Raw genomic sequence first — 26,957 nt, forward strand, 5'->3', positions numbered from 1 at the left:
CGAGCCGCAAGGTCGTCCTCGCGTCGGGCAATAGTGCCCAGCATTAATCCGGGGATCAAGTTCGGCGCTTACTCGGTGGCTTGCCGCGCGGCGGTTTCGCGATCTTGTTTCTCGCTCATGCGGCGGAAATAAGTCGAGAGCAGCGCCCCGGAAATGTTGTGCCACACACTGAACAACGCGCTCGGCACCGCCGCCAGTGGCGAGAAGTGCGCACTGGCCAGCGCGGCGCCCAACCCCGAGTTCTGCATGCCGACTTCCAGGGCCAGCGATTTACGCTGTGGCAGCGGCAGTTTGAACAGGCGCCCGGTGAAGTAGCCGAGCAAGTAACCGAAGCTGTTGTGCAGCATCACCACCGCCATGATCAGCAGCCCGGACTCGGCGATTTTCGCCTGACTGGCCGCGACCACTGCCGCGACGATGATCACAATGCTGACCACCGACACCAGCGGCAATACTTCCACGGCGTGGCGAACCTTGTCGCCGAGGATCCGCTGCGCGACGACGCCGAGGATGATCGGCAACAGCACCACTTGCAGGATCGACCAGAACAGTTCCATGAACGAAACCGGCAACCACGCCGAGGCCAGCAGCCAGATCAGCGCCGGCGTCAGCAGCGGGGCGAGGAGGGTGGTGACGGCGGCGATGGCCACCGATAACGCCAGGTCGCCGCGCGCCAGCCAGGTCATCACGTTCGACGAAGTGCCGCTTGGGCAGCAGCCAACCAGAATCACCCCGACGGCGATTTCCGGCGGCAGCTGAAACACCTGGCAAAGCAACCACGCCATACCGGGCATGATCACGAAATGTGCGACCACGCCCAACGCCACGCGCCACGGATGGCGGGCGACTTCGGCGAAGTCTTCGAGTTTGAGGGTCAGGCCCATGCCGAACATCACCAGTCCCAGCAGCGGTACGATCGCGCCTTTCAGGCCGATGAACCATGTCGGTTCGAGGAATGCCAGAACGGCGAAAATCAGCACCCAGTAAGCGAAAGTGTTGCCGACGAAGCGGCTTAAAGCGGCGAGTGCGCGCATGGCCCGATCCTTTTTTATTTAGTAGCAGCACAAAACCAAATGTAGGAGTGAGCCTGCTCGCGATTGCGGATGTTCAGTCAACAGGTGTGTTGAATGTCAGTCCCTCATCGCGAGCAGGCTCACTCCTACAGGTTGGGTATTACGAGGGTTCAGATACCCTGCGGGGTTTCTTCGCCGCCCAGCGCTTCAACCAGCGCCGGCAGGAAGTCGCCGAACGTCAGCATCATCAGGGTGAAGCTGGCATCGAGTTGGCCCAGGGCCTCTTCGCCGCCGTCCTGTTCCGCTTGATCCTGCAACAGGTCTTCGAACTTCAGGCGCTTGACGGTCATTTTGTCGTCGAGCATGAACGACAGTTTGTCCTGCCATGCCAGCGACAGCTGCGTCACCACTTTGCCGGTGCTCAAGTGCAGCTGGATTTCTTCGCTGGTCAGGTCCTGACGTTTGCAACGCACGATGCCGCCGTCTTCGTGGGTATCGCGCAGTTCGCACTCATCCAATACAAAGAAGTCGTCCGCGGCTTTCTGGGTTTTGACCCAGTCAGTCATGGTGGCGGTCGGGGCCATTTTCACGGTCAACGGACGCACCGGCAGCGAGCCGACCACTTCACGCAGCGTCGACAACAAATCTTCGGCACGCTTCGGGCTGGCGGAGTTGACCAGGATCAGGCCATGTTTCGGCGCAATCGCAGCAAACGTCGACGAGCGACGAATAAAGGCACGCGGCAGGAATTCGAGGATGATTTCATCCTTGATCTGGTCGCGTTCCTTTTTATAGACCTTGCGCATTTGCGTGGCTTCGATCTCTTCGACCTTTTCCTTGACCGCGTCGCGCACGACGCTGCCCGGCAGAATGCGTTCTTCTTTACGTGCAGCAATCAACAGGAAGTCGCCACTGACATGCGCCAGCGGAGCATCTTCGCCCTTGCCGAATGGCGCGACGAAACCGTAGGTGGTCAACTCCTGGCTTGCACATGGACGCGCCAGTTTGGTCGCCAGTGCAGTTTCCAACGCCTCGGCATCAAAAGGCAGATCTTGGGTCAGGCGATAGATAAGCAGGTTTTTGAACCACATGGGGCGAGTCTCTCCTTTATACAAAGGGGGGCATTATTCTCTTCGCGGCGCCATAGGCCAACCCTTCTCTAAGCCTTTGGAAGGCCTCGGAAAATTAATTAAAAAAGTGCTTGCCAGAGGTGGGGGTGCTCCGTAGAATGCGCGCCACACCGAAACGAAGGGTGATTAGCTCAGCTGGGAGAGCGTCTGCCTTACAAGCAGAATGTCGGCGGTTCGATCCCGTCATCACCCACCATTCGTTCTTAGTGTTACGCGCAGCGGTAGTTCAGTCGGTTAGAATACCGGCCTGTCACGCCGGGGGTCGCGGGTTCGAGTCCCGTCCGCTGCGCCATATTCGGTCACCTGGAATGCTGAACGCCAGGTCACCACGGAAAAGCCCGCTCACGCGGGTTTTTTTCTGTCTGTTGTTTGTCTGTTGTTCCTGCGGGATGTGTCGTTTCACTGGTTTCCGGATTTATTTGAAAAATTATTCAATTAAATCAACACATTACGAAAACCTGTGGCATAATGCGCCCCGCAACGAAGGTAAAGGGTGATTAGCTCAGCTGGGAGAGCGTCTGCCTTACAAGCAGAATGTCGGCGGTTCGATCCCGTCATCACCCACCACTTTCACGCTACGCGCAGCGGTAGTTCAGTCGGTTAGAATACCGGCCTGTCACGCCGGGGGTCGCGGGTTCGAGTCCCGTCCGCTGCGCCATATTCGGTAACCTGGAACGCTGAACGCCAGGTCACCACACAGAAAGCCCGCTTAATGCGGGCTTTTTGCTGTCTGGGCTTTTTTTACGGGTTTGGGTTTTACGGGTTTTGGGTTGTCAGGGATTATCGCTATTCCAATGTAGGAGTGAGCCTGCTCGCGATGACGGATCAGCAGGCAACACAGTGGTTGAATGTCAGACCGCTATCGCGAGCAGGCTCACTCCTACAAGGTTTTGGGCTGAATCATTGCTCGGCATTACGGCTATGCCGGTAATCGCTGACCGCTTCGTACACCGCTTTTCGCAGCCGATTGATCCCACCAATCGGCCGATGCGCTTCCACGCCGAACCATGGGTTGAATGACTGGTTATCGCACTGCAGATTCAGCGCCGGCGTGTCGAAATCCTGCGCCGGCAGACTGATCTTCGCCACCGTCTCGAACGGCGCATCACTCTCCCGCCATTCCACACTCGTGTCCTCGATCGGCATGAATTTGTTCGCATTCTGCCGCTGAATCTGCAGAACAAAACACGCCGGCACTCGATCCGTCGACAACTGCTGATTCAACGCATTGCGCAGAAAATTCGGCAACGCCTGATTCTGCTTCGGCAAGGTATAAGCAGGGCAGCTGGCCGGGTCCGGCATCACGCGAAACTTGGCATTACCCTGACCAAATTTGTAGGGCGAAACCGAAAAGTACGTAGTCTGTGTCGGGCTGTCCGGCGCTGGGGCCAGCGTCGCCAGCGCGATAAACAAATGCCGAACCTGCCAGGTGCGCGGATCCCAACCGGGAAAGAACGCCATGACCTTCTTGCCGTCAGCCTGCGCGGCCACGTTCTGACGGTACTCTGCGACATCGCTGACAAAAAAATTCGGGTGACTGAACATGACGAAATCCTGCTCGCGCCGCCCAGCCTGATCCGCCAGTAGTTGCTTGCCCGGCACGTCGAGCAACTTGATCGCCATGCCCCGCGCATCACGAATGCTGTCGAATTGCGGATACGCGTTGCCGTTGGACAAGCGCACCGTCGCTTGCCAGGTTTTGCCCGGCTCACTGAACACACCTTGACGCAAATCCGCCGGCAGTTGCGGCAACACCTGAACCTCGGCTTTCACGCAGCCATGCGCCTTGGCGTGGGCATCGCGCAGGTAGCGCGTGCTTTCGCGGTGCTGATCGACGATGCGCACGGCGGTCTGAATGATGTCCTGAGTCATCGCCGCTTCACCGCTGGGGATCTGCTCTTCAGCAGACACCGCGCCGCTGTGCTGCCAGGCAAACCACGCGGTGGCCAGCGCCCAGCCAAGCAATCCCAGCCCCAACAACCACAGCAGCAATTTTCCGAGGAAGGCGCCGAGGCGCAGCCATAGGGTGATCAGCATTATTCAATCCTTTTGCATGGCGACAGTTTCTGGCAGTTGCGCTTCCAGCGGACCGCCCAGCACTTTCAGGTATTCGAGCAGCGCCCAGCGTTCCTGCGGTTGCAGCAAACGGCCAATAACGCCGTTGCCACGCTTGCCCGCGCGGAATTCATGACCGCTGTTGTGATTGCCGGTGATGCGCGTGTCGAACAGGAAACCGTTGCTGAACGCCTCTGTGCGATAACCCAAGTGCTTCGGGTCGTACTCGAACGTGCCTTTATAGAAGCTGCTCGCGCGCTCATCCTGCGGCGAAAGCAATTGATACAGGCTCGGTACTGACCCGTTGTGCAGAAACGGCGCCGTCGCCCACACGCCCGCCAATGGCCGCGCCTTGTAAGCGCGCAGTTCCTGAACGCCAATGGGCAGGCCGAAACCGTCCAGCGCCGGACGTTCTGCCGCGGTGACGCCGGCATCGCGGTAAGCGCGGTTCTCGACGAAAGCGGTGACATACGCCAACCCCTTGGCCACCGAAAGTTTGCTCAAGTCCAGCGGCTCGGTGGGTTTAGGGTGCAATTGCACATCGAGTTGCGCGAGTTCTGCCGGGTCCCATTGCAGCGCGCTCAGGTCGAAACGATGGTCAGCAATGTTGTCGGCAGCGGTGGGGTCGGTGCCGATGGCCGCGACCGGCAACAGATGCAGTTGCTGCACATCGCGCCCGTCAATCTTCTTCACCCTGGGCACATGGCAACTGGCGCAGTTCTCGGTGAACAGCGCTCTTCCTTTGGCGGCCAAGGGTTTGTCGACGCTGCCCAATACGTCTTCCGGCCACGTCGGCGGCTGGAGCCGTTGCAGGGTTTGTTCGATCAAGTGCAAGTCGCGCACGCGCACGCTTGACGGGTAGCGCGCATCGCCCTTGAGCGGCTGGCCATTGGCGTCGAAGAAATTCAGCGTCGCGCCCACGCCCAACGCCTCGCCGATATTGCGCGCCATCGGTTGCTGCGCCGAACCGTTCCACTGCACCCAATCAAACGTCCACATGTCCCACAACTGCGGGTAGTCCACCGGCGCGTTGGCCACGCGATAGTTGTCCGGCGAAATCGCGTCGCCGAAACTGGCGTTGGCGATACGCCCGAACGCATCGGCGCGGCCGGGGCCTTCCTCGGTGGGGTAGAGCCCGCGATGGGTGTCGTTCCATGCGACTTTGAGAAACATGTCCAACGAGCGTTTGTAGTCCGCGCGTAGGGATTTATGCCCGTCCTCGTAGTCCGCGCCCAACACGTTGCGTGCGAAACGTTCGAATTTCCATGGGTTGTAATAGGTCGCGGCAAGGCTCGCGACCAGCGCCTGACCAAAACTGCCGCCACGCAGGGTCGGCACCGTCGACGGCAAAACATGCAGCGCCGCGCCGCCATCGATGCGCACAGCCTGGCCGTTGACACGCAATTCGCCGGTGTGGCATGCGGCGCAAGTGATGTCCAGGAACTGCTCCGGGCTGCCGGGATTCTGGTGGCGGGCGAACCCTACGGGCAGGTTGCCGGGGTTGTCCGGCGTAGCTTTTTGCGCGGGATCGATCAGAAACCCGAAGCGCGCCAGGTATTCCGGCGCGGCAAAACGCTGCTGCGAGAACGGCAGTTCCAGCGCCTGAAACCAGTCGTAATGCAGGCCTTTGACCTGAGTGCCCTGCGGCGTGAAGTAATAGGTCTGGCGGTCGGCGGCGCTCCACTGCTCCAGGTAATGCACCTGTTGCGCGGGGGTGTAGGCCGGCAGTTTGGGGTTGGCGATGTAGTACATGACTACAGCGAGGCCAAGTCCCAACGCGACGGCGATCAGAACCAGCAAGCGGATTAGGAGGCGCAAGATAAAACGTCCTTGTTGAAATGTTACGCCTTTATGCCTCAGCGACTTCGGTGGCGGCAAGTGGCCATTACGCCAAGTCTCAGTAACGCGCATCAGTGCGTGTGCGACCAACCTGACAGAAACTTCATCCAGCGCATTCCCGAAATGCTTTAAAAGACCTGAACTTATCGGCTGTTTCCTGCTCTCATGCCGGTAGCCATTGGTCGTGGCCGCCTGATAAGCTCGCGGCTTTATTCGATTGCCCTTTAGGCGCATGAACAAGGAAATAGCATGAAACAGCATCGGTTGGCGGCGGCGGTGGCCCTGGTTAGCCTGGTACTTGCGGGTTGTGATTCGCAGACCAGCGTAGAGCTGAAAACCCCGGCGCAAAAAGCTTCCTACGGGATTGGCCTGAACATGGGCAAAAGCCTGGCTCAGGAAGGCATGGACGATCTGGATTCCAAGGCCGTCGCTCAAGGCATCGAAGATGCCGTCGGCAAGAAAGAACAAAAGCTGAAGGACGACGAACTGGTCGAGGCCTTCGCAGCACTGCAAAAGCGTGCAGAAGAACGCATGGCGAAAATGAGTGAAGAGTCGGCCTCCGCCGGCAAGAAATTCCTCGAAGAAAACGCCAAGAAGGCCGGTGTAGTGACCACTGCTTCCGGTCTGCAATACGAAGTCGTGAAAAAAGCCGATGGCGCTCAGCCTAAGCCGACCGACGTAGTGACTGTTCACTACACCGGCAAGCTGACCAACGGCACCACGTTTGACAGCTCGGTTGATCGCGGTAGCCCGATCGACCTGCCAGTCAGCGGCGTGATCCCGGGTTGGGTCGAAGGCCTGCAACTGATGCACGTCGGCGAGAAGTACAAGCTGTACATTCCTAGCGACCTGGCTTACGGCGCGCAAAGCCCGAGCCCGGCAATCCCGGCCAACTCGGTGCTGGTGTTCGATCTGGAACTGTTGGCGATCAAAGATCCAGCGAAACAAGACGACGCTGCCAAGTAAGCGCCGTTTGCTGCAAAAACAACGCCTCGCATTATGCGGGGCGTTGTTGTATCCGGGGTTTGACAAACCGCGATCAAAGCGAACGGATGCGCAAGGTTGCAGTCATAGCCATTGAGGACGCCGGTGCTAGCCACACCTCGGCGCCAAGTCAATGAAATCTTGGGTTTTTTTATGTGAGTAAAAAACGCCCGATCTGAGCTCAGCCCTTATGAAACGTGGCTTCCAGCCGCGAAATGCAGCTCTGTTCACAAGGTTATCCACAATTTGTGTGGATAACATTTCAGCGGGAGGAAAACATGAAAGCACCCTGGAATCTGGCCCGTTTTCTGCCATTGGCCGGCCGTTTGCTGGCCCGTGGCCGCCTGCCAACGCTGCTGTTCGCCGTCGCCAGCAAGGCCGGCAACGAAGGCAATCGGCTGGGCAAACTCAAGGATGACCTGCGCCTGTTGCAGGCCTTGTGCCTGGCTTACTGGCGCGGCGAATACCGTGGCATCAGCCGCAAATCGATCCTCACCGTCGTCGCTGGCCTGATGTATTTCCTCAGCCCGCTGGATGCCATCCCGGATTTCATCCCGGTGCTGGGCATGTTCGACGACATCGCCGTGCTGGCGTGGATCATGAAAACCCTCGACGACGAACTGAATGCTTTCCGCGCCTGGCGCAATCGCCAGTTACCGGAAAAGTTGGCCAGGGTCGAACGTCTGCCCGATACCCCGGAACAACTGCAATTGCAGAAACCCAAAGATCTTTGATCAGGTTGATCTTCAACCTTAGATGCATGCCCCCGCGACCTTGGCCGCTGTTAGGATTACACTTCAACGGAAAAGCGCCGACTCGCTAAGTGTCGTTGTCCTACGGGGAAGTCATGGATATTCAGATAATCACACGCGAAGGCGAGCCCGAATATGCAGTTTTGCCATGGGCTCAGTACCAAGCTCTACTGAAAGCAGCAGGCATCGAACCACAACCGCCGCGAGCCGCCACAGCGCGTCCCGCGGCGACCCCGGACCAGATTCTTCCTGGTCTGGACCAACTCCGCAGTTTGCGCGAAGGGAAGGGCATCGCCATCGAGGCGCTCGCCCGCACGGTAGGCATCAGCCCGTCTTATCTGGCCTTGATCGAAAGTGGCGAGCGTCAACCCGACGCAGCGATTCGCCGCAGCCTGGCCTGGGAATTGACGGTGCCAGGGTGGAGGGATGAATCGTGAGCGTACGCATCAGTCGTCAACATTGGGACGGGTTGTTAGGTGAACTGGATCAGGCGCGCCGCCAGCGCCATCTACTGACTTACCGCGCGTTGCTCGAACGATTGCAACTGCCCACGCCGGCCATGCAAACCCTCACTGCCGCCCTCGAACACCTCGCCGCCCTCGATGCCAAAGCCGAGCAGCCGTTGCGCAGCTCGCTGGTCATCAGCCAAGGCGCGAGCCGCCTGCCACGCACCGGTTTTTTTGAATGTGTCGAACGCCTGGGGCGCTTCTCCGGCCCCTCCGACGGTGTCGCTGCCGCCTCTTGGCATGCTTCCGAAGTGGTGCGCGTGTTCGAATACGAGTACCCCGAATCTGCGGAGGCTTGAGTGTTTTTACGACTCAAGGCGCGGGCAAGTTACTGGTTGGCCCGTAGGCTGTTTCACTGGCAATGGTTTGTGCGCTCGCCGCGTGGCTGGAAATGGCTCGAAGGGCAATTCGCGCGCATGGCCAACCTCGGCGACGTCGGCGCGCAAAGCTTCTATGGCCACATCCTGACTTTTCGCGGCGTCGGCCTCGGTGCGCGCGAAGAAGGCGTGCGCTTGCTGCGCCTCGCGGCGTTGGCGGGTGATGGCAAAGCGGCGTATCAGGTCGGCGTGATTTGTCTGGCAGGCACGCCGAGCAAAGCACCGGACCCGGCAGAAGCCGCGCGGTTCTGGCAGATTGCCGCGAAGGCCGGGCACCCGTTGGCCGAAATCAAGTTGCGAGAATTGCGCGGGTGATCGTTCCCACGCGTTGCGTGGGAGAACGTTTTCCCCAACTTGAATACATTCCCATCGCTCAATGACTGAACCTGGAACCGCGACCCATGGCCGATTTCCCTGGCGCCGAGCGTAGCAATGCCTGGTCGGTATTCCTGATCTTCCTGCGCCTCGGGTTGACCTCGTTCGGCGGGCCCGTCGCGCACCTGGGATATTTCCATAACGAGTTCGTCATCCGCCGACGCTGGCTGACCGAGCGCGGGTATGCGGATCTGGTAGCGCTGTGCCAGTTTCTGCCGGGGCCGGCGAGCAGTCAGGTCGGTATCGCGTTGGGCCTGTCCCGCGCAGGTTACGGCGGGGCGCTCGCGGCGTGGCTAGGTTTTACCCTGCCGTCCGCGACGCTGATGATCTTGTTGGCGCTGGGTCTCTCTCATTACGGCACGGCCGTTGCGCCCGGCGCGCTGCACGGCCTAAAAATTGTCGCTGTCGCGGTTGTCGCCCAAGCCGTCTGGAGCATGGCCAAAACACTCTGTCCAGACCTGCCGCGAGTGACCCTGATGGCCATTGCTGCCTGCGTCGCGCTGCTCGCGCCGTCCGTTTGGACCCAGGTCGGCGTGATTGTTGTTGCCGGTCTTGCAGGCCTGTTGCTGTTCAATCCGCCGCAAAGTACCCGCCATGATGCGCTGCCGATCACCATCAGCCGCAGGGCCGGAGCGCTCTGGTTGACGCTTTTTGTGCTGCTGCTGGCCGGGCTGCCGCTGCTGACCAAGCTACTGCCCAATCAAAGCCTCGCACTGCTGGATTCGTTTTACCGCTCCGGCGCGTTGGTATTTGGTGGTGGTCATGTCGTCCTGCCGCTGTTGCAAGCCGAAGTGGTGCCCACCGGATGGGTCAGCAATGAAGCATTCCTCGCCGGTTATGGCGCTGCGCAAGCTATGCCCGGCCCGTTGTTTTCGTTCGCGGCGTTCCTCGGCGCCTCGATGAACCTCACGCCGTCGGGCTGGGCCGGTGGGTTGATCTGCTTGTTGGCGATATTCGCCCCAGCCTTTTTGCTTGTGCTGGGGGCTTTGCCTTTCTGGGAGCGACTGCGCAGCAATGTGCGCGCGCAAGCCGCACTGGTCGGGGTCAATGCAGCGGTGGTCGGCCTGCTATTGGCCGCGTTCTATCAGCCGGTCTGGACCAGCGCCATCGTCAAACCGCAGGACTTTGGGTTGGCGCTCGTTGCGCTGCTTGCCTTGATGTTTTGGAAGCTGCCGCCGTGGTTGGTGGTGTTTGCAAGCGGCGTAGCGGGGTGGGCGGCGAGTGTCATTGCTTGAACGGACCCATCGAAAAGAATCTCGCTGCCACGCGTTTCTTCTTGTGGCCCGCAACAACTCCCCCTATAAGAACAACTTTTCCTCCTCGACATAAAAGGATGCACGCATGAGCTCAGCCTGGAACGAAGGGTATTTCACGGACGAGGGTTACACCTACGGGTATTCCCGCGAAATCAATCCAGTGTTCCAGCGCTATTGCTTGTTGCTGCGCGGTTTTGCCGCCCTGGAAAGCGCCGAGGCCTGGCACTGCGAATTGGGCTTCGGCCAAGGCGTGTCGATCAATATCCACGCCGCCGCCAATCCGGGATCCTATGTCGGCACCGACTTCCTCCCGGCCCAAGCGGCTCACGCCAGCGGGCTCGCAACCGCGTGGGGCAGCGATGCGCGGCTGTACGACGACAGCTTCGAGCAACTGCTGGCGCGCAATGATTTGCCGCAATTCGACAGCATCAGCCTGCACGGCATCTGGACTTGGGTCAGCCGCGACAACCAGAAACTCATCGTCGAATTCGCCCGGCGCCACCTCAAACCCGGCGGCATGCTCTACATCAGCTACAACTGCTTGCCGGGCTGGTCGCCATCCGCACCGTTGCGCCAATTGTTCAGCCTGCACAACCGCTTCGCCTCGCACACGTCCGCGCGCCCGAACGAGCGCATCGACGCCGCACTGCAATTCTCCGAAGCGCTGCTGGCCGCCAACCCCAAATACGCCCAAGCCGCACCGAACCTCGGCGCCAAACTGCAAGGCATCAAAGGTCAGGATCGCCAATACGTCGCCCACGAATACTTCAACCGCGACTGGGACTGCATGTATTTCACTGACGTGGTCGACGCCTTCGCGCCAGCCAAACTCGACTACGCCGCCACCGCGCTGCCACTGGACTCGGTCGACCCGCTCAACCTCAGCGCCGAAGGCATGGACTTCCTCGAAGGCATCGAACACCCGATCATGCGCGAACAGGCGCGCGACTACTTCGTCAACCAGAGCTTCCGCCGCGACCTCTACGTGCGCGGCGCCAACCGCCTGTCCACCGCCGAACACCGCGAAGCCATGCTCAACACGCGTTTCGTGCTGCTGCAAGTCATAGAAAGCGTCCCAGTCACCGTCACCGGCCCCGCCGGCGAAGCCTCGTTACAACCGGAAATCTACAACCCGATCCTCGAAGCGCTGGCAGCCAAGGCCTACGCACCGAAAACCCTGCGCCAGCTAATCAGTGCCGTGCCGTCGATGACTTACCACGACGTCGAACAGGCCCTTAACGTATTGATCGGCATGCACGCCGTCGCGCCATGCCAGAGCGAAGCGGCCGAGAAACTGGTGCAAGCACGTTGCAGCACCCTCAACTTGCAACTGTGCAAACGCTCACTGTTCGCCAACAAAATCCAAGTACTGTCGAGCCCGGTTACGGGTGGCGGCGTGCCTGTGAGCCGGTTCCAGCAGCTGTTTTTGATCGCGGTCATGCAAGGGAAAAAACTGCCGAGCGAATGGGCGCAGTTCGCCTGGGACATTATCGGTGGGCAGGGCGAGGGAATATTGAAAGGCGATAGGGCGCTGACCACGGCGGAGGAGAATATTGCGGAGTTGAAGGAACAGGCTGTGGGGTTTGCTGAGAAGTCGATGGTGGTTTTGAAGGCTTTGCGGGTTGTTTGAGGTTTGACGGTCGCAGATCTATTTATGGACGAATAGGTCTGCTTCTTTCGTTTCAATACGTCTAAGAGTGAACATCACGTGAGCCTATTCAGGCGGATAAAAGATTTATTTAAAGCCGCGTCTGGTGAGCAAATTGTCGGGTATTCCGTTGTAGAGCTCACGTCTATTTTCGGAAATTCCTTTAAACAGGCTGATGCTGCAAAGGCTCAATATCCTGTTTTTTCTTCTCTGGGATCAATGGGTATCCGAGCATATTATTCAAATTTCGTCATTGATAGGTCCGAAGTCGATAACTTCCGAACAGTGATTGGTGATGGATTTTCGCTTGTTGATGAAAGGGCTTTTACCGATTTGACGATTGAGCGTTACCGTAATAATGCAGCGAATGAGAACCTGATACTTTCCATATCGTACAAAGAATTTAATGTCGCGACGGTTCGTCTGGTTACTGATAGTGCTGAAGTGATGGATCTGATAACTAAATATGGATTCTCCGTTCCTCCGCCATGGGTCGCGTTCGAGGGGTACGATCCAGCGTGGTGGGGAGGGGAGATGCAGGGGGCACAGGGTTACTATAACGATCATTATTTTGGTGCTTTTTTTTCCAGACTAGAGTTCGCAGAGAGAAACGAGTTTTATACAAAGTACTCTGCAACGGCAGATTGGGTCCTAAGTCTGGAGTCAACACTGGAGCGGTAATCGTGGCGTGGGCATAAGGTCATGAGATGCGTAGCAACGAAACTGGTTAGTTGTTCTGAAGTTAAAGGGGGCGAATCTATATTTCAGTCCAGAACTGAAAATATACTTATCCTCTCTTTACTCAGTGTTTACAGGCACTATTGAAGTGGCAATCGTATTGCTTATGTAGCTGGCACCTTGACAAAAACAGGAGGTTTTGACGTTGGGACGTCCAATGACTGATGAAGAGCGTTCTTATGTCTACTGGGCATTATCTGACGCCTTTGTAGACACCGAGGTTGACTATGAAGCTATTGCGCGTCAGACCGAGGAATATGAGCGTGAAGAAGTTAAACGAATGCTTTATCACGAGGTAGCACCGGAATGCCATTTCAATCTCGAAACTGTGATTCCCACGGTATGGTCAGCGTTCAACCTCGAAGATCTAGAGGCCTGTATAAAAAACTCACTTGAGGCGAGAAGCAGAAGCTATTTCAGGCGTAAGAAAGACGGACTGTTGATTCGCTGGTTGGAGTTCCGCTATAAGTATATTTGGGTGGAGATCTCCAGGTTCTACAACAAGTAAATGCTGCGGCTTCCATGTCTGGCCCAATCTTCCGCCCAGAATAATAGCTCGTGGTGAGTGAAATACCTGAGCGACCCGTGTAGCGGGTCAATTGTCAGATTCTTCTTCCTGAAAACCTCATGTGAAATGGTATATAGGTCTGGATATCTGCACCTAATTTTAGAATTGTGTTCTTTTTAGGATCATATCAACCATGTATTGATTCAAGTCGCGCAGATCGTTAACTCGCCATGAGAATGGCGCTAGCTTCACACCATTCTCTCGCAACGTTCTTGGAATCAAGTCTCCATTCGGACGAAGCACCACCGAAGAGACAATCACTCCCGGGTAATCATTCAATCGTTTCCTGAAAGCGGATGTTGTTAGATCAGGCGTGGGAGGATTGCTTTTTTTGGACAATGGCCCTGTTGCCTTGAGATCAACTCCATGGCACATGGAGCATCGCTGCAAATAAATAGTTTTTCCATTGGCATTATCCGCAGAGGATAGTGATGTATGAATAAGGGATAGAGCTGCCAGTAGAGCGATCAATGATGATTTCAATGTTTACATCTTCCTTGATGGAGTCGGCGCCGATTGTGCGTGATTTGATGCGAGCAAAGATAGCAGTCACCGCACTGGCGAGCACGGCTATTTTTTCTGCTCATTGAAGCATTCGTTTAAGGACGCATCCCAACTACTGCTTCTGGTCCGAAAGCGGCGTTTGGAGGAAAAATGGCGGACGAATCTATTTTTATTCTTTACTAGTTCTTAGAAATAAATCCGTCCCCATTTTTTTCTTGACGAATACAGCTTGCAGATATTACTTGTACCATTCCGCTTTGATGGCCGCGAAGTCCATGTCCTTCCATTCCTCCTTCCACAGTTGCCAGTAAGGGATATCGTTCGAGGAGGGGGCGTCGGCGCAAGGCTCAATTTGAACGATTGAGGGAAGAATAATGGATTCACCTACCAATAAAGCTTCCCCCTGTCGGAACGAGGTCATCTTGTCAATCAATGAACCAAGCGAGTCCGGAAGTAGCTTTTTTACGTAGCCTTGATCCGTTGGATTGGTCAGACGCATCGCAATGAAGTTGCTGCATTGAGAAAAGATCGTTTCTGATATCTCTGAGGGCCGTTGGCTCGCTAACAATAGCGTCACGCCATACTTTCGTCCTTCCTTGGCAATCCGTTCAATAGAGGCTTTGGACGACCGGTATTTTGAAAGGTCGCTGTTAGGGACATATTTGTGCGCCTCCTCGTAGACAAGCAGGATTGGTACATCGTTGTTCACCTTCTCGCTAGGGTTCTTGGCGCAGCGTATGCGTTTGTAGATGTACCCATACTCGAAAATGAGCCTCGATATGAGTGATACTGTGATGCTCAGTACCTCGAACGGAACTCCGCTAAGGTCAATGACTGTCACGTTTGATCTGCTTTGCAAGGGGTATCCGAGCAACTGCTGAAGTGTTTCTTCGAACGTGATGTTCTTTGATTTTTCGCCAAGGAAGAATTCAAGCCTAGTGTCATTCACCTTGTTCTCGAGGCGGTTGACGAAGTTCGTTAGTTTTCCGTAAAGGCTTCCCTGCGTGTATTTAGGCTGTCCGGCCTTTTCCTTGTTACTGGATGCGTAAACTTCTCCGCTATCGACCATTTCTTCATTCTTAGCGATCGCGTACGTCAGTACCTCTTTGATGTCGAATAGGATAGGTGTGTCGAGGTGAATTTTTTGCTTTTCGGTCTCGGATCCGCTGAACTTTGCGCGTCGGTCCCTAATGATCGCTTCCTTGAAAATATTCCTCTGGTTGTGATCGTTCGCTTCGGTGTCGAGGAAGAACTCCTCCAGCTCTTCACTGTTTAGCATCCAGTATGGTAAGACTAAGTTTGAAATGTCGATGTAGTTTGCGGAAGGGAACGCCGACTTGTACTCCGCGTGGATGTCGAAAATGATCACATGTGAGTTGTTGAGTGAGAAGTCGCCGTCTTTTCCCGATACTGCCTTCTGGATGATGGTAGCTAAAGTGTGTGATTTACCGGACCCGGTCGAGCCGACCACTGCGATGTGCTTGTTGAAGAATTTATTTCCGTTCACGGGCACGGGAACGTTCCCATTTGAAGCCAGCGTCGAAAATAGGAACCTCTCGCGTTGAGGGACTGAGTCATCGTAAATTTTTTTAATATCGGCGATGGTCGCGGGTTGAACTTCCTTAGGCGGGATCGCTAGCGAATCGCCGCCGCGTTCGAATTTACCGTCCCTCAAGATGCCTATCGGGAATGCTTCGATGATGTAATCCCGCTTCCCATTTGCGCTGACGGCAATCTGGAAGTTCTCGATAATTGCTATGAGAACCGCGTTTTCGTTATCCGCAATTTTCACATAAGAGCCAACCCTCAACGAATCTTCCGCTGTTTTAAAGTCTTCGAGGTCATCCACAACAATACGCACCTTGTCGGGAAAAACCGCTATTACTTGGGCATTTATTTTCTCTTCTTCCTGTTTATGTAACATGCTTACATCCCTGCGTTCAGATGATTGATTTGATGTCTGACAGCCGTTCAACCTGAATCTTGATGTGCCGGACCGCTGGCTTGTCGTACTGGAAATAGCATCTGCCCAAATGGAATTGGTAAATGCGCCGTGTCTTGGTAACCGCGTCTACGGTTTGCTCGACATTGGAAAGCGTGTTTAGGACCTTTATCCTAATCCCGTTACCGTGCGTGGCCGTCTGCGTAATCGATTGATGGCTAAATTCCGCCCCTTGGAAGTCGTGGCCGTCTATTGGCTTAAAGCCCTCGTTGCTGAGTTCCCGCTTAAGCTCGAGAAGCTCACCGTCTGTTACTCCGTGAACATAAATGTACGGACAGAAAGGCGACGGCTCACGAGCCGACAGTTTGGCCCATTTCCTTGAAAGATCGTGGAATAGGTCTTTTAGGTCGCCTCGCTCATATGAGTCTGAGTCTACTTCTACCATGAAGAAACGTTCGTATGGCGGCACGTTTAGCTCCGTAAAATACTCCTTACGAAGCGCTGCCAAGTGAGCCTTTTTGCCCTTTCTCTCGACGAACCACTCATTGAACAAAATGCTCGAGGTGTTGATCTTAGCCAGGAATTGCTTCTTCGTAATTGCCCGGTCCGTCGGCGAAGCCTTGATCGATAAATCGCGGATAACCGCCAGCGCGTTATTGTAGAAAAAATATTCGGCAGAGAATAACGACCCGCCCAGCGCAACTTGAAGCGCCCTCACCACCTCTTGGAACTGTTGATCAAACTCTTTCGCCCTGATGTCGATAGTCAGGCGCTGTAAAAACTCCTCGAGTTCAGCGTCGGAAAGCTCTAAGTCCAAGTGATGGTGATAGATGACTTTGTCTTTCGTGTAGGTTAGGAAGTGCTTCTTTAGGAAATCAACGTCTACACCGCCATCCAGTTTTTCCTGGCCGGATGCATAGTGCCCCTTAATGGAATACGCAACCTTTGGTTTCGTTCCGCACAAGCTTTCCTTGAAGTGGGACACCATGTGCTTAATCGCATCTTTAATCACGGAATGGTTGTATTCGGTCTTCGCGTAGTATTTGCACTGCGTGGCGGTTACTTCGCTTGCGGTCCGGATATCGATATCCTCGGTGCACTCAATCTCAATAGAATCGTCCGGCGAAGTCAGTTTCAAAACGCTAAAGATGGAAAGATCGAATTGGTAAAAATAACCTCGGATAGTGTCAACGGCGCTTCTGTCGGTCATGGCATGTCCATCTGCTATGTCTCTATCAGTAATTGCTCGCATTCAGCATTATCAGTCGGTGCAAGTATTCCAACGTGCTATTCCGTAAATGCTGGCGAGTACCCTCTGTACCCCAGGCACGGTTTACCATCATATGTTCAGTGTAAGATTTTGCTGAACATGCATTGCAAATATCACGGAATATTGTCCTATCGCGCGTCAGCGACAGTTAATCACTATAGCTCAGCTTCGGAGACGGGATGAGCGAACAGCGGCTTGATTTTCTGAGGGGCCGCATTGGGCCGGAAGGAGCGTCTGACAAATCGCGCCTATTGATGGAAGAAACCCACCTCGGGATGACAAAAATCTAGGGAAGGCGCGTACGAATTTCATGCCTTTCGCTTTCTATGGACGAAATTTCCGGGCAACACCCTCGGAAATTTCCTTCAAGTCGCGGCGACTTTGGTGAACTGGTGCGCGGTGAGTTCGAGGGGTAGGCTTTGGTGGTCGCTGCATATCCAGCGACAGGGCGTAGGAACCCTTCAAGACTTTTAAGGTGACATTGGCGTCGATGCTGGATTGCGGCCGTTGAAATGCGTCCGTAAGATTCGATTCGGCGGCTGTGTGCGGGCACGCTTCGGCGTGGTCGAGTTTTGCCTTAAAAGTCTCGATATTCCTACCCCGCACATGGCTGCCACCTTACCCGTAGGAAGGTGGATGGCAGTTTTCATCACACTTTTAGGGATTCAAAAATGCCAAAGCCAAATTTTAACCAACCCTACATAAAACCTACTCCCCACCCCGAAAGCCGCTTCATGGCCCTCACCAGCAATTGCGATGACATGCCCACGCTGTTCGTCGACGCCCATGCCCCACTCGATGTTTTGTACGACGCTGCCAATTATCGACTTCGCGCTGTGACTCAGGCGTTGGAGAATTTGGCGATGCGTGGGTCGATTGAGTCTCAGTCTTTCATCCTCAGTGACTTTGCGTTGCTGTGTGCCATTCCGTTGCGCGATGGCTGTGATTTGCTCGATGTGATTGGGCGGCGGTTGAAGGCGATGGGGGAGGTGGGATAGTTTTTTTGGATTGATGGTGTTTGAGCTGACGTCTTCGCGGGCAAGCCTTGCTCCTACGGGGTTTGCGTTGTTTTGGGAACAACGCGAATTCTGGGAGCGGGGCTTGTTGGCGAAGGCGTCAGTTTGTTACCGCTGGCCCATCAGTAATTCGCTTTCTCGCCAGTGCACGGCGAGGCTATCGATTACGTGCACGCTGTAGCCCGGTACGTTTTTCGCGTGGTGTTTGGCTTGGGAGGCCATCTCGGCCAGCAGGCTTGCGTCCAGCCCGGCGCAGGCTTGTGGGTGCAGGTGCACGACGCCAATCGACAATGACAACAACGGGAATTCTTGCCTCACGCCTTGGCGGTTAGGGGCGATGAAGCAGCCGGCGTCGAGGTGTTCGCTGCGGTAAAAGCGTCGGCACTGGCTCTGGAAGTCGTCGAGCAACTGGTTCAGCCGTTTGCGCCAATCTTCCGGGCCGAGCACCAGTAAGAAGTCGTCGCCGCCGATGTGTCCGACGAAGTCGCGGGACGGGTCGACGCGGTCGTTCAGGCATTGCGCCAGGCACAGCAGAACTTCGTCGCCGCGGCCGTAGCCGTAGATGTCGTTGAAGGGTTTGAAGCTGTCGATGTCGACGTAGCAGATCACCGATTCGCGCGCCTGTTGCAGCAGGCGGGTCAGGCATTGCTGGATCGGCACGTTGCCGGGCAGCAGGGTCAGCGGGTTGGCGTAGCGCGCTTGTTGGATTTTCAGTTCGGTGATGAGTTTGAGCACGTCGATGACTCGGCCCAGGCCCAGGTAACCGCCGTTGAGCGTGATGATGAAGTCTTCTTCGATGCGTTGGCGGGCGCGGCTGGTGATCAGGCGGCTGACTTGTTGCAGCGACTGGCTCATTTCTACGGCGAGAAAGTCGTCGTTCATCAAGCGGCTGATCGGTTTGCGCGCGAACAGGTCGGTGGCGAAGGGCTTGAGCAGCGCGTCGGAGAGCGAATGGCGGTGGACGATGCCGCACGGCTGGCCTTGTTCGTCGAGCACCGCCAGCGAGTTGAGGTTGGCTTGACGACGGAAGGCTTCGAGTACGGTGGCGGTCGGGGTGTCGCGGTTGACCGCCGGTTGCTCGTTGAGCAGGGCGCTGAGGTCGCTGCCTTCATCATTCAGCGCGACGGCTGCGCTGTCGTGTTTGGGCATCAGGTTACGGGCGTCGCGCGGCGGCTGTTCCTGCGGGCGGCAGAGCAAATAGCCTTGCACCAGGTCGACGCCCATTTCGGTCAACACCGCGAGTTCTTCCGGCAGCTCGATGCCTTCGGCGATCACTTGCGCGCGCGAGGCTTTGGCGATCTGCAAAATCGAACCGACAAACTCACGTTTGAGCGCGTCCTGATGAATGCCGTCGATAAAGTGCCGATCAATCTTCACGTAGTCCGGCCGCAGCTCGGACCATAAACGCAGACTCGAATAACCCGCGCCCAGATCATCCAGCGCGATGGAAAAACCCATCGCCCGGTAGTGATGCAGAGCGTTTTGCAGCAGCTGGAAATCGTCGGTCGGGGTTTGTTCGGTGAGTTCGATGACCACCTGGCTCGGCGGGATGCCGAAGTCTTGCAGCAGTTGCAGGGTGCGGCCCGGCTGGTGCGCGGCTTCGAGCAGCGATTCCGGCGAGACGTTGAGGAACAGTTTGCCCGGCAGTTGCTGTTCGTTGAAGCGTCGGCAAGCGCTGGCGCGACAGGCTATTTCCAGTTCGCTGAGGCGCCCGGCCTGACGGGCCACGGCGAACAGCGCGATGGGGGAGTGCAGCGGGCTGTTGGACGGGCCGCGGCTGAGGGCTTCGTAACCGATGATTCGTCTTTCGGAGAGCGAGATGATCGGCTGGAACAAGCTGTGCAAGCCGCTTTGAGCCAGTATTGAACTCAAGGCACTCAGCTGTTCGGTCATGGTCATGGCGATCTCTGGCAATAAAAAAAAGGACTGGGAGCGACTCTTGTTGAAGAGGCGGTCCCAATCCTTTATTTCACGACAGAGTGATGACTGTTTGATGACGCTCCGGGGAGCGTCAGCATTAAATTGCCATCATTAGTGCTTGGCTACCGTGGTGTTGAGTTTCAAGTAATCCAGCAGAATCCGCCCGGTCTCGCTCAGGTAGGCATCGTCTTCCGGTTTGGTCTTGTCCGGCTCGGCCGCGATCACATCTTCGTCTTCTTTCTTCAGCTCTTTGAGCGGTTCTTCGCCCTTGGCTTTGCGACGGATGTTTTCCATGACCAGTTGCTTGGCTTCGATGTCGGCGTGTTGCTTGCGACGATCGGCTTCGTTGAGGCTGACGGTTTTTTCTTCCATCAGCTTCTGCGCCAGGGCCAGCTTGTCACGGATGAACACGAACTCGGCGTCTTTGGCCGAACGCACGTCATGCTCGGATTTGAGCTCGGTGAGGTACGGCTTGAACGGGTCGCTCGCAGGCTTGATCGCCGCTTTGATGGTGTCCCACGGCATGGCTTCCGGCAGTGCGCTTTCGCCGATTTCCTTGGTGTCGATGATCGACGGGAAATCTACATCCGGCAGTACGCCCTGATGCTGGGTGCTCTGGCCGGAAACCCGGTAGAACTTGGCCAGGGTCAGTTTCAGTTCGCCATGGTTCAGCGGCTGAATGGTCTGCACGGTGCCTTTGCCGAAGGTCTGGCCGCCGACGATCAACGCGCGGTGGTAGTCCTGCATGGCGCCGGCGAAAATCTCCGAAGCCGAGGCGGACAAGCGGTTGACCAGCAACGCCATCGGGCCTTTGTAGAAGGCGCCCGGGTTTTCATCTTCGAGCACATCGACCCGGCCATCGGCGTTACGCACGAGGACGGTCGGACCTTTGTCGATGAACAGGCTGGTCAGCTCGGTGGCTTCCTGCAGGGAACCGCCGCCGTTGTTGCGCAGGTCGATGACCACGCCGTCAACTTTGTCTTTCTGCAGCTCGGTCAGCAGTTTCTTGACGTCGCGCGTGGTGCTCTTGTAGTCCGGATCGCCAGCGCGGAACGCCTTGAAGTCCAGATAGAAGGCGGGAATCTCGATGACGCCGAGTTTGTAGTCCTTGCCATCCTGTTTCAGGTTGAGGACCGACTTCTTCACAGCCTGGTCTTCAAGCTTCACGGCTTCGCGGGTGATCGGCACGATCTTGGTGGTCTGGTCGTTTGGCGCATTGCTCGCCGGGATGACTTCCAGGCGCACGATGGTGCCTTTCGGACCACGGATCAGTTTGACCACTTCGTCGAGACGCCAGCCCACCACGTCGACCATCTCTTTGTTGCCTTGGGCAACGCCGATGATCTTGTCGGCCGGTGCGACCTGTTTGGTCTTGTCGGCCGGGCCGGCTGGCACCAGACGCACGACTTTCACTTGGTCGTTGTCGCTCTGCAACACGGCGCCGATGCCCTCGAGGGACAGGCTCATGTTGATGTCGAAGTTTTCCGCGTTATCCGGCGACAGATAGTTGGTGTGCGGGTCGTAGGACATGGCGAAGGTGTTGATGTACGCCTGGAAGATGTCTTCCGGACGGGTCTGATCGAGGCGCGCCAATTGGTTCTTGTAGCGCTTGGTCAGGGTTTCCTGGATTTGCTTGGAATCCTTGCCGGCGATCTTCATCCGCAGCACTTCGTCCTTGACGCGTTTGCGCCACAGGTCGTCGAGTTCGGCGGTGGATTTGAGCCACGCAGCGTCCTTGCGATCGATCAGCAAGGTTTCTTTGGTGGTGAAGTCGATTTTGTCGACGCCTTTGTTCAGCTCGGCAAGGGCGAAGTCCAGACGCGCTTTGACGCGGTCCAGGTAGCGCTTGTAGATGGTAAACCCGGCGTTCAGATCGCCGCTTTTGAGGAAGTCGTCAAACTGGGTTTTCCATTTGTCGAATTCGGCGATGTCGCTGGCCATGAAGTAGCTGCGCGATGGATCCAGCAGCTTGAGGTAGCTGTCGTAGATGATCACCGAGCGCGCATCGTCGAGCGGCGGCTTGCTGTAGTGGTGGCGTTTGAGCAGCTCGACGACGTTCAGACTGGCGATTACTTCGTCACGATCAGGCTGAAGTTTGTCCCAGCTATTGGCTGCAAACGAATTGCTCGACATCGGCAGAAGGCCGATACCAATGAATAGGGCTAGGGCGGTGCTGGGGAACAGTTGCTTCATGCTGATTCGACGCGGGGACAATTGATCACGCATATTAGGCCGTCTTTGAAGTCGCCGGTTCCACAAAGGGCCGGTCACATAATGCAAGAAAGCCCGGTGATACAGCGCCGGGCTCAGTCCAGACTCACTATGGAGGCACTGTGAAAGCATTGCAAGGCGTTGACGGTCAAGTGGAGTGGGTTGAAGAGCCGAGTCCTACGTGTGATGTAGGACAAGTGCGTATTCGGGTGGCGGCAGCGGGCCTCAATCGCGCCGATTTGTTACAGAAGGCAGGCCTTTATCCGCCCCCACCGGGAGCCAGTCAGGTGCTGGGTCTTGAGTGTTCGGGGGTGATCAGCGAGGTCGGCGCGGGCTCGTCCTGGCAGGTCGGGGACCGGGTTTGCGCCTTGCTGGCCGGGGGCGGGATGGCCGAGGAAGTGGTTGTCGACGGACGGCACGTGTTGCCGGTTCCCGAAGGTGTGTCGCTGGCCGAGGCCGCCGGGTTGCCGGAAGTGTATGCAACTGTTTGGTTAAATTTATTTCATCTTGCGGCGCTCAAGCCCGGTGAGAAAGTTCTGCTGCACGCTGGCGCGAGTGGCATCGGTTCTGCGGCGATCCAGTTGTGCAAGGCGTTTGGTAGCCCGTGTTGGGTCAGCGTCGGGTCGGCCGAGCGTCTGGCGTACTGCGAAGCCCTCGGCGCGCAGGGCGGCGTGGTGCGCACTGGCGACCTGGAAAGCTTGAGTGATCTGGGCCCGTTCAACGTGATTCTCGACCCGGTGGGCGGCAATTACGCGGCGCTGAACTTGAAGCTGACGGCGCTGGATGGCCGTTGGGTGTTGATCGGTTTGATGGGCGGCCGTGAGGCCAAGCTCGATCTGGCGCAGGTGTTGGGCAAACGCGTGCAGTTGCTGGGCTCGACGTTGCGCAGCCGCGATGATCAGTTCAAGGCTGATTTGTTCAGCGAACTGAGCCAGCACGTTTGGCCATTGTTTGCCGAAGGTCGGTTGAAACCGCAGTTGGCGCAGGCCTTCAAAATCAAAGACGCCGAAGCGGCCTTCGCGGAACTGGCGAGCAACACAGTCTCGGGGAAACTGGTCCTGCTGATCGACGAAAGCCTGACCTGAAAACCTGGATTCCCAGCGCGAACCGATGCCCTTGTAGGAGCGAGGCTTGCTCGCGAAGAACGATAACGCGGTCCGTCAGTTAAACCGCGTCGCCTCATTCGCGGGCAAGCCTCGCTCCTACAGGTTTCGCGCCGCCCTTGCTCCTACAGGTTTTGCGCCGCCCTTGTAGGAGCAAAGCTTGCTCGCGAAGAACGATAACGCGGTCCACCGGTCTGACCGCGTCGCGGCAATCGCGGGCAAGCCTTGCTCCCACAGGTTCCGCGCCACCGTTGCTCCTACAGGTTTCGGGCAAGCCTTGCTCCCACAGGTTTCGCGCCGCCCTTGTGGGAGCAAAGCTTGCTCGCGAAGAACGATAACACGGTCCATCAGTTAAACCGCGTCGCGGCAATCGCGGGCAAGCCTTGCTCCCACAGGTTTTGCGCCAGCCTTGCTCCTACAGGTTTTTTGCGGTCCCTATGGGGGTATCGGTTATTTCCAGAGGTGGATCGGCCAGCCGGCTTTTTCGGCATGCTCGAGCAGCACCGGGTCGGGGTTGACCACGTGCGGGAAGTCGACTTTCAGCAGCAGTGGCAGGTCGTTGCGCGAGTCGGAGTAGAAGCTTGCGCCTTCGAGGTTTTCCTCTTCGGCGTCGAGCCATTCCAGCAATCGGGTGATTTTGCCTTCGCGGTAGGTCAGCGTGCCAACCGTGTTGCCGCTGTAAACGCCGTGCGCGACTTCCAGTTCGATGGCGAGAATCTCGTCGATGCCCAAGCGGTCAGCAATCGGCCTGACCAAATGCGTGCCCGACGCCGAAATCACCAGAATCCGGTCACCGGCCTTGCGGTGCGCGGCGATGGTTTTGGTGGCGTCGCTGAAAATAATCGGCTCGATAAAGTCTTCAACCCACGGGCCGACCAGGTGATCGACCTCTTCCGGCGTGCGCCCGATCATCGGTTCGAGGCTGAAGGCCATGTAGTCCTCCATCCGCAGTTTGCCGTGGCTGTAGGCGTCCATCAGCTCATTGTTCTGCCGCATGAACGACTCGGGATCAACCCAGCCCAGCCGGCCCATCTGTTCGCTCCAGAGGGTGGCGCAGTCGCCATGAATCAGCGTTTCGTCCAGATCAAAAATTGCCAGGGCCATTAGTGCAGTTCTCTCTTCAACATCAGCAAAGGCATCAGGCTACCTCACACAGCGCGGTCGGATCGATGGAAAGCGCCAGACGCTGACCGTCGGGATGCAGATCCGCCGCCGAGCGGTTCAACACGTCCACCACCAATTCCACGCCTCGGGCCTCGACCCGGTAGCGGATCACGTTGCCCAACAGGCTGTGGCTGCGGACCTGCGCGTCGAGTTCGCCATTGAGGCTCAGTTCGATGGCCTCCGGGCGAATCGCGATGCGGCTGTTGATCGGTCGCTGCAACAGTTTTGTCGCGCTGTCGGCGTCGAGCAGGTTGTAGTTGCCGATAAAACCGGCGGCGAACACATCGACGGGCGCGGTGTAGAGGGTTTCGGCGTCGCCGCTTTGTACGATTTTTCCCTGATTCATCAGGAAAATGCGATCAGACATCGTCAGCGCTTCTTCCTGATCGTGTGTGACGAAGATCGTGGTCAAGCCGAGTTCGCGCTGAATCTGGCGGATCTGTTCGCGCAAGTGTTTACGAATCCGCGCATCCAGCGCCGACAGCGGTTCATCCAGCAACAACAGTCGAGGCCGCGTAACCAACGAACGCGCCAGCGCCACCCGCTGACATTGGCCGCCAGACAGTTGATGCGGATAACGCGCGGCGAACTCGTTGAGCTCGACCAGTTTCAGCACCTCGGCGACGCGTCGGTGGCTGTCGTCGGCGTTGACCTTTTGCATGCGCAAACCGAACGCGACGTTCTGTTCCACCGTCATGTTCGGGAACAGCGCGTAGCTTTGGAACACCATGCCGATTCCGCGTTTCTGCGGGCTCAGCGGCACGATATCGACGCCATCCAGCAGGATCTTGCCGCCATCCACCGAGGTCAGCCCAGCGATGCAGCGCAGCAAAGTCGACTTGCCACAACCGGAAGGGCCGAGGAGGGTGACGAATTCACCTTTCTGAATTTCGCAATTGATATCGCTGAAGACTGGTGTGCTCGCGTAGCTTTTTTGCAGGTGTTGGACGCTGACGTAGCTCATTCGCTTTTGTCCTTGTTCAAGATATTGGCCGCCCAGGTCAGAACCAGCACAAAGAAGAAGTAGGAAATCACCAGCGCGCTGGTGAAGTGGCCGCTGCTGTTGCGCATGTTGTTGAGGTACACCTGCAAGGTCTCGTATCGCGTGCCGACGAGGATGTTGGCAAACACGAACTCACCGAACAGGAACGAGAACGACAGCAGCAACGCCACCATCAAACCCTTGCGCAAGTTCGGCAGCACCACCAGGAATGCCGCTTGAAAAGTGCTGGCGCCGAGCAGTTGCGCGGCGTCCATCAGGTCGCGCAGGTTGATCGCTTGCAGGTTGTTGGTGATCGCGCGGTACATGAACGGCAGGGCGACGGTGAAGTAGCAACCGATCAGAATCCACGGCGTGCCAACCATCGCCAACGGCCCGGAACCGTACAGTTGCAGCAGGCCGACCGAGGACACCACCGGCGGCACCGCGAACGGCAGCAGAATCAGGATGTTCATCAGCGCATCGAGTTTCGGGAAGTGGTAATGCACCACAAACAGCAGCGGCAGAATCAGCACCACCGAGAGGATCAGCGCGCCGACGCACACCAGCAGCGACTGGCCGAAAGCGTGCAGGAAACGCGGATCGCTCCACAGCTGCACATACCATTTGAAGGTGAAACCGCTGGGCAGAATGGTCGCCGACCAACTGCTGGAGATCGAATAGATCAGCGTGCCGAGCAGCGGCAATAACAGGATCGCAAACAGCACATACACCACGACCCGGTGGTAAACGCCGACGGGGCCCAATTCAGCGCGAGACATGGTAGCTCCTCTTCAACAGCAACTGATGGACGATGGTCACCAGGGTCATCAACGCCACCAACACCACGGCGAGGGCGCTGGCCATGTTCGGGTCGAGGGAGATGTCGCCGGAAACCATCGCCGCGATGCGGATCGGCAGCACGTTGAAGTTGCCGGTGGTCAGCGCGTAAACCGTGGCGTAGGCGCCGAGGGCGTTGGCCAGCAGAATCACAAAGGTGCCGAGCAGCGCCGGGGTCAGCACCGGCAAACCGATGTGGCGCCAGAATTGCCAACCGTTGGCGCCGAGCAGTTCGGCAGACTCGCGCCAGTCTTCGCGCAAGGCGTCGAACGCCGGGTACAGCAGCAGCACGCCGAGCGGAATCTGGAAGTAGGTGTAGAGAATGATCAGGCCGGTTTTCGAGTACAGGTTGAAGTCCTGAATGATCCCAGCCTGCTTGAGCATGATGGTGAAACTGCCGTTGAAGCCGAGCAGAATGATGAACGCGAAGGCCAGTGGCACGCCGGCGAAGTTGCTGGTCATGTTGGCGAAGGCGTTGACGAAGTTGCGCAGTTTGGAGTCGACCCGGCGCAACGAATACGCGCCAAGCACGGCGATGATGATGCCGAATACGCTCGACCAGAAACTGATTTCGAGGCTGTACTGGATCGCCTGCAAATAGAACTTCGAGCTGAAGATTTTGCTGAAGTTGGCCACGCCCCAGCCGAACTCTTCCGATTGCAGGCTGTTGATCATCACCCAGACCAGCGGGGCGATTTCGAACACGATAAAGAACAGGGCAAAGGGCACCAGAAACAGCGCCGCCAGCCATTTGCCGCGAGTCATGG

The 26,957-nt window shown here is 57.0% G+C and carries 24 protein-coding genes and 4 tRNA genes; 15 read left to right on the top strand and 13 right to left on the bottom strand.

Annotated elements, in window-relative coordinates; translation table 11 throughout:
• Nucleotides 1–68: 68 nt before the first annotated feature.
• Both FBY12_RS12105 and rdgC read right to left on the bottom strand, forming a co-directional pair.
• On the bottom strand, nucleotides 69–1,034 hold the full coding sequence (locus tag FBY12_RS12105; protein ID WP_145252984.1) for a bile acid:sodium symporter family protein: 966 nt from the start codon (nucleotides 1,032–1,034) through the stop codon (nucleotides 69–71).
• A 149-nt stretch (nucleotides 1,035–1,183) separates the two neighbouring features.
• The gene (gene rdgC / locus FBY12_RS12110; RefSeq protein WP_145252985.1) at nucleotides 1,184–2,104 is read right to left on the bottom strand and encodes a recombination-associated protein RdgC; all 921 of its coding nucleotides are present in this window, start codon (nucleotides 2,102–2,104) and stop codon (nucleotides 1,184–1,186) included.
• A 159-nt stretch (nucleotides 2,105–2,263) separates the two neighbouring features.
• On the opposite strand from rdgC, the gene FBY12_RS12115 reads away from it, so the two are divergent.
• The 4 genes from FBY12_RS12115 to FBY12_RS12130 all read left to right on the top strand — a co-directional run bounded on the left by FBY12_RS12115 (nucleotide 2,264) and on the right by FBY12_RS12130 (nucleotide 2,801).
• Nucleotides 2,264–2,339 (top strand) — tRNA-Val (locus tag FBY12_RS12115).
• A 19-nt stretch (nucleotides 2,340–2,358) separates the two neighbouring features.
• A tRNA-Asp gene (locus FBY12_RS12120) sits at nucleotides 2,359–2,435 on the top strand.
• 199 nt (nucleotides 2,436–2,634) lie between these two features.
• Nucleotides 2,635–2,710, top strand: a tRNA-Val gene (locus FBY12_RS12125).
• Nucleotides 2,711–2,724: 14 nt separating this feature from the next.
• Nucleotides 2,725–2,801, top strand: a tRNA-Asp gene (locus FBY12_RS12130).
• 242 nt (nucleotides 2,802–3,043) lie between these two features.
• Here FBY12_RS12130 and FBY12_RS12135 read toward each other — a convergent pair.
• Nucleotides 3,044–4,180: a catalase family protein gene (locus FBY12_RS12135; protein ID WP_145252986.1), complete on the bottom strand. Its 1,137-nt coding sequence runs from the start codon at nucleotides 4,178–4,180 to the stop codon at nucleotides 3,044–3,046.
• Nucleotides 4,181–4,183: 3 nt separating this feature from the next.
• Nucleotides 4,184–6,016: a di-heme-cytochrome C peroxidase gene (locus FBY12_RS12140; protein WP_145252987.1), complete on the bottom strand. Its 1,833-nt coding sequence runs from the start codon at nucleotides 6,014–6,016 to the stop codon at nucleotides 4,184–4,186.
• A gap of 270 nt (nucleotides 6,017–6,286) precedes the next feature.
• Between FBY12_RS12140 and FBY12_RS12145 the strand changes: the two genes are divergently transcribed.
• The 9 genes from FBY12_RS12145 (at nucleotide 6,287) to FBY12_RS12185 (ending at nucleotide 13,181) form a co-directional block, all read left to right on the top strand.
• On the top strand, nucleotides 6,287–7,003 hold the full coding sequence (locus tag FBY12_RS12145) for an FKBP-type peptidyl-prolyl cis-trans isomerase (RefSeq protein ID WP_092271215.1): 717 nt from the start codon (nucleotides 6,287–6,289) through the stop codon (nucleotides 7,001–7,003).
• Between the two features lie 296 nt (nucleotides 7,004–7,299).
• A complete protein-coding gene (locus FBY12_RS12150) occupies nucleotides 7,300–7,755 on the top strand; it encodes a YkvA family protein (RefSeq protein WP_092271212.1) in 456 nt (151 codons plus the stop codon).
• 113 nt (nucleotides 7,756–7,868) lie between these two features.
• Nucleotides 7,869–8,210, top strand: a complete 342-nt coding sequence (locus tag FBY12_RS12155) for a helix-turn-helix domain-containing protein (RefSeq protein ID WP_092281458.1) — start codon at nucleotides 7,869–7,871, stop codon at nucleotides 8,208–8,210.
• The gene (locus tag FBY12_RS12160) at nucleotides 8,207–8,578 is read left to right on the top strand and encodes a hypothetical protein (protein WP_003223109.1); all 372 of its coding nucleotides are present in this window, start codon (nucleotides 8,207–8,209) and stop codon (nucleotides 8,576–8,578) included. Before FBY12_RS12155 ends, FBY12_RS12160 begins: the two co-directional genes overlap by 4 nt.
• The gene (locus FBY12_RS12165; RefSeq protein WP_145252988.1) at nucleotides 8,579–8,971 is read left to right on the top strand and encodes a sel1 repeat family protein; all 393 of its coding nucleotides are present in this window, start codon (nucleotides 8,579–8,581) and stop codon (nucleotides 8,969–8,971) included.
• Between the two features lie 86 nt (nucleotides 8,972–9,057).
• Nucleotides 9,058–10,266, top strand: coding sequence for a chromate efflux transporter (gene chrA, locus FBY12_RS12170; RefSeq protein ID WP_145252989.1), 1,209 nt, complete (start codon nucleotides 9,058–9,060; stop codon nucleotides 10,264–10,266).
• Between the two features lie 106 nt (nucleotides 10,267–10,372).
• A complete protein-coding gene (locus FBY12_RS12175; protein ID WP_145252990.1) occupies nucleotides 10,373–11,917 on the top strand; it encodes a class I SAM-dependent methyltransferase in 1,545 nt (514 codons plus the stop codon).
• Nucleotides 11,918–11,995: 78 nt separating this feature from the next.
• Nucleotides 11,996–12,616, top strand: coding sequence for a hypothetical protein (locus FBY12_RS12180; RefSeq protein ID WP_256663300.1), 621 nt, complete (start codon nucleotides 11,996–11,998; stop codon nucleotides 12,614–12,616).
• A 214-nt stretch (nucleotides 12,617–12,830) separates the two neighbouring features.
• A complete protein-coding gene (locus FBY12_RS12185) occupies nucleotides 12,831–13,181 on the top strand; it encodes a hypothetical protein (RefSeq protein WP_145252991.1) in 351 nt (116 codons plus the stop codon).
• A 159-nt stretch (nucleotides 13,182–13,340) separates the two neighbouring features.
• On the opposite strand, the gene FBY12_RS27865 is transcribed toward FBY12_RS12185, so the two are convergent.
• The 3 genes from FBY12_RS27865 to FBY12_RS12200 form a co-directional block, all read right to left on the bottom strand.
• On the bottom strand, nucleotides 13,341–13,724 hold the full coding sequence (locus tag FBY12_RS27865; protein ID WP_145252992.1) for a cytochrome c: 384 nt from the start codon (nucleotides 13,722–13,724) through the stop codon (nucleotides 13,341–13,343).
• Nucleotides 13,725–13,983: 259 nt separating this feature from the next.
• On the bottom strand, nucleotides 13,984–15,669 hold the full coding sequence (locus tag FBY12_RS12195) for an ATP-binding protein (RefSeq protein WP_145252993.1): 1,686 nt from the start codon (nucleotides 15,667–15,669) through the stop codon (nucleotides 13,984–13,986).
• 16 nt (nucleotides 15,670–15,685) lie between these two features.
• The gene (locus FBY12_RS12200) at nucleotides 15,686–16,897 is read right to left on the bottom strand and encodes a DUF4297 family anti-phage-associated protein (protein ID WP_145252994.1); all 1,212 of its coding nucleotides are present in this window, start codon (nucleotides 16,895–16,897) and stop codon (nucleotides 15,686–15,688) included.
• Between the two features lie 731 nt (nucleotides 16,898–17,628).
• Here FBY12_RS12200 and FBY12_RS12205 point away from each other — a divergent pair.
• Nucleotides 17,629–17,955: a hypothetical protein gene (locus FBY12_RS12205; RefSeq protein ID WP_145252995.1), complete on the top strand. Its 327-nt coding sequence runs from the start codon at nucleotides 17,629–17,631 to the stop codon at nucleotides 17,953–17,955.
• 126 nt (nucleotides 17,956–18,081) lie between these two features.
• Here the strand turns inward: FBY12_RS12205 and FBY12_RS12210 are convergent, their stop codons facing one another.
• Nucleotides 18,082–19,872: a bifunctional diguanylate cyclase/phosphodiesterase gene (locus FBY12_RS12210; RefSeq protein WP_092271197.1), complete on the bottom strand. Its 1,791-nt coding sequence runs from the start codon at nucleotides 19,870–19,872 to the stop codon at nucleotides 18,082–18,084.
• Between the two features lie 132 nt (nucleotides 19,873–20,004).
• On the bottom strand, nucleotides 20,005–22,086 hold the full coding sequence (locus FBY12_RS12215) for a carboxy terminal-processing peptidase (RefSeq protein ID WP_178111762.1): 2,082 nt from the start codon (nucleotides 22,084–22,086) through the stop codon (nucleotides 20,005–20,007).
• Between the two features lie 140 nt (nucleotides 22,087–22,226).
• On the opposite strand from FBY12_RS12215, the gene FBY12_RS12220 reads away from it, so the two are divergent.
• On the top strand, nucleotides 22,227–23,189 hold the full coding sequence (locus tag FBY12_RS12220) for an NAD(P)H-quinone oxidoreductase (protein WP_145252996.1): 963 nt from the start codon (nucleotides 22,227–22,229) through the stop codon (nucleotides 23,187–23,189).
• A 468-nt stretch (nucleotides 23,190–23,657) separates the two neighbouring features.
• Here the strand turns inward: FBY12_RS12220 and FBY12_RS12225 are convergent, their stop codons facing one another.
• Genes FBY12_RS12225 through FBY12_RS12240 form a run of 4 tightly spaced genes read right to left on the bottom strand, consistent with a single transcriptional unit; the run spans nucleotide 23,658 to nucleotide 26,955 of the window.
• The gene (locus FBY12_RS12225; RefSeq protein ID WP_101209971.1) at nucleotides 23,658–24,311 is read right to left on the bottom strand and encodes an HAD family phosphatase; all 654 of its coding nucleotides are present in this window, start codon (nucleotides 24,309–24,311) and stop codon (nucleotides 23,658–23,660) included.
• Between the two features lie 34 nt (nucleotides 24,312–24,345).
• Nucleotides 24,346–25,335, bottom strand: a complete 990-nt coding sequence (locus tag FBY12_RS12230) for an ABC transporter ATP-binding protein (protein WP_145252997.1) — start codon at nucleotides 25,333–25,335, stop codon at nucleotides 24,346–24,348.
• Nucleotides 25,332–26,132: an ABC transporter permease gene (locus FBY12_RS12235; RefSeq protein WP_145252998.1), complete on the bottom strand. Its 801-nt coding sequence runs from the start codon at nucleotides 26,130–26,132 to the stop codon at nucleotides 25,332–25,334. Before FBY12_RS12235 ends, FBY12_RS12230 begins: the two co-directional genes overlap by 4 nt.
• Nucleotides 26,119–26,955: an ABC transporter permease subunit gene (locus FBY12_RS12240; protein WP_178111763.1), complete on the bottom strand. Its 837-nt coding sequence runs from the start codon at nucleotides 26,953–26,955 to the stop codon at nucleotides 26,119–26,121. The genes FBY12_RS12235 and FBY12_RS12240 overlap by 14 nt, the downstream gene beginning before the upstream one ends.
• Nucleotides 26,956–26,957: the final 2 nt, after the last annotated feature.

This window comes from Pseudomonas sp. SJZ131 (assembly GCF_007828705.1).
Taxonomy (GTDB): domain Bacteria; phylum Pseudomonadota; class Gammaproteobacteria; order Pseudomonadales; family Pseudomonadaceae; genus Aquipseudomonas; species Aquipseudomonas prosekii.

What these genes read in the sequence shown, in the direction of transcription:
- FBY12_RS12105 (WP_145252984.1), bottom strand. Translation starts at nt 1,034, where the DNA reads ATGCGCGCACTCGCCGCTTTAAGCCGCTTCGTCGGCAACACTTTCGCT.
- rdgC (WP_145252985.1), bottom strand. Translation starts at nt 2,104, where the DNA reads ATGTGGTTCAAAAACCTGCTTATCTATCGCCTGACCCAAGATCTGCCT.
- FBY12_RS12135 (WP_145252986.1), bottom strand. Translation starts at nt 4,180, where the DNA reads ATGCTGATCACCCTATGGCTGCGCCTCGGCGCCTTCCTCGGAAAATTG.
- FBY12_RS12145 (WP_092271215.1), top strand. Translation starts at nt 6,287, where the DNA reads ATGAAACAGCATCGGTTGGCGGCGGCGGTGGCCCTGGTTAGCCTGGTA.
- FBY12_RS12150 (WP_092271212.1), top strand. Translation starts at nt 7,300, where the DNA reads ATGAAAGCACCCTGGAATCTGGCCCGTTTTCTGCCATTGGCCGGCCGT.
- FBY12_RS12155 (WP_092281458.1), top strand. Translation starts at nt 7,869, where the DNA reads ATGGATATTCAGATAATCACACGCGAAGGCGAGCCCGAATATGCAGTT.
- chrA (WP_145252989.1), top strand. Translation starts at nt 9,058, where the DNA reads ATGGCCGATTTCCCTGGCGCCGAGCGTAGCAATGCCTGGTCGGTATTC.
- FBY12_RS12175 (WP_145252990.1), top strand. Translation starts at nt 10,373, where the DNA reads ATGAGCTCAGCCTGGAACGAAGGGTATTTCACGGACGAGGGTTACACC.
- FBY12_RS12185 (WP_145252991.1), top strand. Translation starts at nt 12,831, where the DNA reads ATGACTGATGAAGAGCGTTCTTATGTCTACTGGGCATTATCTGACGCC.
- FBY12_RS12195 (WP_145252993.1), bottom strand. Translation starts at nt 15,669, where the DNA reads ATGTTACATAAACAGGAAGAAGAGAAAATAAATGCCCAAGTAATAGCG.
- FBY12_RS12200 (WP_145252994.1), bottom strand. Translation starts at nt 16,897, where the DNA reads ATGACCGACAGAAGCGCCGTTGACACTATCCGAGGTTATTTTTACCAA.
- FBY12_RS12205 (WP_145252995.1), top strand. Translation starts at nt 17,629, where the DNA reads ATGCCAAAGCCAAATTTTAACCAACCCTACATAAAACCTACTCCCCAC.
- FBY12_RS12210 (WP_092271197.1), bottom strand. Translation starts at nt 19,872, where the DNA reads ATGACCATGACCGAACAGCTGAGTGCCTTGAGTTCAATACTGGCTCAA.
- FBY12_RS12215 (WP_178111762.1), bottom strand. Translation starts at nt 22,086, where the DNA reads ATGAAGCAACTGTTCCCCAGCACCGCCCTAGCCCTATTCATTGGTATC.
- FBY12_RS12225 (WP_101209971.1), bottom strand. Translation starts at nt 24,311, where the DNA reads ATGGCCCTGGCAATTTTTGATCTGGACGAAACGCTGATTCATGGCGAC.
- FBY12_RS12230 (WP_145252997.1), bottom strand. Translation starts at nt 25,335, where the DNA reads ATGAGCTACGTCAGCGTCCAACACCTGCAAAAAAGCTACGCGAGCACA.
- FBY12_RS12235 (WP_145252998.1), bottom strand. Translation starts at nt 26,132, where the DNA reads ATGTCTCGCGCTGAATTGGGCCCCGTCGGCGTTTACCACCGGGTCGTG.
- FBY12_RS12240 (WP_178111763.1), bottom strand. Translation starts at nt 26,955, where the DNA reads ATGACTCGCGGCAAATGGCTGGCGGCGCTGTTTCTGGTGCCCTTTGCC.